The following is a 3,637-nucleotide window of genomic DNA, read 5'->3' as shown; positions in this document are numbered from 1 at the left end:
CCCCCGGCCGACGGGGCCTGAGGGCGGCCGGGGCAGCCGGTGGTCAGCGGTACGGCCCGGCGAACTCCTGCAGGATCCGCTCGTAGTGCCCGCCGAAGCCCACCCGGGTGACATCCTTGAACGGGAACTTCGACAGCTCCGGACGCCACCGGGCCTCGGTGTCGACCTCCCGCAGCCGCAGCGACTTCGGCCGTACCGCGGCCACTTCGCCGATCCAGCAGGCGTCCGGCGCGTCTCGCTCCCGGTGCAGGGAAACCAGCCCGAAGGCCCGGGAGGCGCCCTCCGCCAGGTCCGCCAACCCGTCCAGGGGGAGCCCCGGTTCGGGCGCCCGGGCCGGCCAGCGCCCACGCCGCCGCAGCGCGCGGACGGTCAGGCAGTCCGTACCGCCCCGCCACCCGACCTTCGTGATGTCCGCGGTACGGACCGCCGCCCAGCCGTCGAGCCGCACGTCATCGCACAGGGCGATCAGCGTCCACGCCGCGCTGGTGCCGACGACGAAACCGTCGAGCCGGTCCGCGTCCCGGATCGCTGACCGGTGAACGCGTACGGGAGCACCCGACGACACGGCCTCGGCGAGCCGTGTCATGACCTTGTTGTCCATGGACAGATCCTGCACCCTCGCGAGGCACGGGGGCACCTGCGTTTCGGACGCTCCTTGACCTCAAGCGTGGTCGAGGAAGCACGATCGTGTCCATGAACACGGAACAGGCGGCCAGGGCCGCTTCCCTCCAAGCGATCGCGCAGGTCGTCGCCACCGTCGAACGGACCCGACGGACCAGGGACGCCGAGGGATTCCTCGCGCTCTTCCATCCGGAGGCCCTGTGGACCACCGCCCACGGGAAGGTCCTCATCGGGTTCGAGGCGATAGCGGAGTTCACGCGGGCGGTGCCGCCGACGGCGAGCTGGGACGGGGAGGTCACCTACGAGGTGGTGCACACGCAGTTCCTGCGCCCGGATGTCGCGGCCGTGAAGGTACGCCAGCTTTACCACTCGCCGGCCGGCGACACCGCGGGCGCGCCGCTCTACGTGATGACGCGCGAGACCGGACGGCCACTGGCTGCTGACGGCCTGCCAGAACACCCAGGCGACGGCGGACCCGGCCTGAGGCCGATGGCATGCGAAGGTCCGGCCGGGGCGGTGTTCACCCGTTCACCCTCCGCGGTCCGCCGGACCTTCACGCGATCGTCTCAGGAGCGAGCGAGGAACGACCGCAGTGCCGCGGTGAGTTCGGAGGGTGCGTCCAGCGCGATGAGGTGGGCCGCGGCGGGGAACTCGACCAGGGTGGCGCCGGGGATCTCGGCGGCGTACCGGCGGGCTATGTCCTGGAAGTCGGCGACGTCGAGCAGGCCGATCCCGACCAGGGTGGGAACGGCGATCGTGGCGATGTCGCCCGCCGGGCCACCCTGGGAGTGCTCCCCGACGGTGTCCTGGTTCACCAGCGACGTCCGTACCGGCGTCCGGAGCCGTTCGGCCAGCCCCGGGGCGACGTCCTCCCAGCCGCGGCCGGGCCCGCGCAGCCACATGTCCAGGTTCACGCGGACCGCGGCGTCCAGGTCACCCGCGGCCAGAGCCGCGGTCTCGGCCTCGTCGTAGGCCACCATGTCCGCGGACCAGCCGTAGCCGGGCCACGGCGGGGCGAGCAGCGTCAGGGACCGCACCCGGCCCGGGTGGGCCAGCGCGAAGTTCACGGCCACCCGCCCGCCCCAGGACGCGCCGATGAGCCCAACGCTCTCGTGACCGAGGTGGTCCAGTAGGCGGCACAGGTCATCGGTCTCGCTGAACGGGCCGGCCGGGGGCGCGGACTCGCCGAAGCCGCGCAGGTCGTACCGGATGACGGTGTGCCGCTCCGCGAGTGCGGGCACGACCGCGTCCCACATGGTGTGGTCGGCGACGCCGGCGTGTACGAGTACCACGGGCGAGCCTTCGCCGGTGACGGTGTAGGAAAGGTGGCCGAGATCGTCGGCAAGGATAAGCATCCGCAGATAGTCGCAGGTCAGGGCTTTGGGGGCCATGGAATTCCCGAAAGACGACGGCAAGCGCCTCGCGGCACCGCCCTGCCTGCGCTGACACCGGTGCACGGAGCCCCGCATCCGCCCCACACATGCGCCCACCGCGAGCCAAGGACTGCCCCGTCATCCCCGGCACCCGCACGACAACGGCTACGGCACATCGCCCCGTTGTCGGAATCCTGAGGAAGTGGAGGTGAGCAGTTCCCGCACGAGTCCGACGACGAGTCGGGGCCGGCCCACGAACGGGGAGTGGCCCGTCCGCCACTCGCGCATGTCCGTGCAGCGCGCCGCCATCCTGCGCTGCAGGCCCGGGTCGACGGCCCGGTCCTGCGCAGACGACGTAGGTCGAGGGCGTGTCCTTCCAGCTCTGCCGCTCCGGGACTCCTCGCCCGCAGCCGGGGGCCTGGGCACACAGGAGGCCGACCGCCCGGGCCGCGAGCGGTGCGGGACAGTCGCCGTAGAGGGCGGCGACAGCCCGGTCGGGGCACAGGCTGGTCGAGCCGTCGGGCCCAGGGCGGATCGCGTCCCGGAGCTGCGAGGACGCCCCACCCAGGCCGGCCGCGCTCTCACCGACATCCGGCACGAAGGCCGCCAGGTACACCAGGTGGCCCGCTCCGCGTACCCCGGTGATCACCGAACCGCCGTAGGAGTGGCCGAGTACGACCGCAGGCTGCCGCAGCGCGTCGACGGCAGCCTGGACTGCTGCGGTGTCGGCGAGCAGCGAACCCCGGTGGAGGCCGGGCACGGCAACCTCGATTCCTGCAGCCCGCAACCGCTCTGCCACCTCGGCAAAGTGTTCAGGACGGTGATACAAGCCATGAACGAGCACCACAGCGGCCAATTCGTCCCTCCTCGGAGCTCGCGGCGAACGCGACGATGAAATCCCCTGTCAACCTCAACCGGTCCTCTTTCCAAGGGACTTCACACGATCGCCCACGCAGGCACGGTGTCGTTCCGCTCCGCAATCGAGTGGACGCACCTGTCGGTGATCAAGTATCGTCCGGCCTCGGACCACGTCGCATCAGACGAACGGAAGGAGGCGAGTGCCGTGCAGTTCTCAACCATCCAGCGCTCCCTCCCCGTCACCCCGGTGTGGTTCGTCTGATCCGAGACCGGGAGCGTGCCACGCAGTACACATCCCGGAGGAATCCATGACCGATCCGGTCATCCGCACGCTCGACGAGAGCGACGCCCAGCTGTTCGACGCCCACCCCGACCCGCTGAATGCCCGCGCCGCCCACGAGCGCACCACGCACCGCCCCGACTGGAAGCGGGTCGCCCTGCGCGACGGCACGGTCGTCGCCCGCGGCGCCTGGTGGGGCGGCGCCGAGGACAAGGAACCCGTCAACGTCAACTGGTTCGACGTCGCCGAGGGCGAGGAAGAGGCGGGGGCCGAACTCCTGCGCTCCGCCCCCTGGCAGGTCGAGCTCGAGATCAACCTCCCCGGTGACTGGCAGGACCACCCCCACCTCATCGCCGCCGCCGAGACGCGCTTCGCCGCCGCCCGAGCGGCAGGCTACGAGCTCCTGGTGGAACGCTTCCTCTACCGCTGGACCCCGGAGCGCGGACTCCCCGAACGGCCCGGCCGCCTCGTCTTCGCCGCCGAACCCGACGACGCGGTCTTCTTC

General features: G+C 71.5%; 2 protein-coding genes and 3 pseudogenes. 2 read left to right on the top strand and 3 right to left on the bottom strand.

Annotation, left to right across the window (positions count from 1 at the left end; translation table 11 throughout):
- Positions 1-43: 43 nt before the first annotated feature.
- Positions 44-601 carry a hypothetical protein gene (locus ACWGIU_RS32835; RefSeq protein ID WP_453711757.1) on the bottom strand — a complete coding sequence of 186 codons (558 nt, stop codon included), beginning with the start codon at positions 599-601 and terminating at the stop codon, positions 44-46.
- A gap of 92 nt (positions 602-693) precedes the next feature.
- Here ACWGIU_RS32835 and ACWGIU_RS32830 point away from each other — a divergent pair.
- Positions 694-1,105, top strand: a pseudogene (locus ACWGIU_RS32830) (SgcJ/EcaC family oxidoreductase).
- 82 nt (positions 1,106-1,187) lie between these two features.
- Here the strand turns inward: ACWGIU_RS32830 and ACWGIU_RS32825 are convergent.
- Both ACWGIU_RS32825 and ACWGIU_RS32820 read right to left on the bottom strand, forming a co-directional pair.
- Complete coding sequence (locus ACWGIU_RS32825; RefSeq protein ID WP_453711756.1) at positions 1,188-1,976, bottom strand: alpha/beta fold hydrolase; 789 nt, start codon at positions 1,974-1,976, stop codon at positions 1,188-1,190.
- Between the two features lie 274 nt (positions 1,977-2,250).
- Positions 2,251-2,793: pseudogene (locus ACWGIU_RS32820) on the bottom strand (alpha/beta hydrolase); the annotation flags it as partial.
- 367 nt (positions 2,794-3,160) lie between these two features.
- On the opposite strand from ACWGIU_RS32820, the pseudogene ACWGIU_RS32815 reads away from it, so the two are divergent.
- Positions 3,161-3,637 (top strand): annotated as a pseudogene (locus tag ACWGIU_RS32815) (GNAT family N-acetyltransferase); the annotation flags it as partial.

Source organism: Streptomyces sp. NPDC054840 (genome assembly GCF_053611065.1).
The sequence above is the reverse complement of the archived record's forward strand: the minus strand, read 5'-3'. Positions and strand labels throughout refer to the sequence as shown.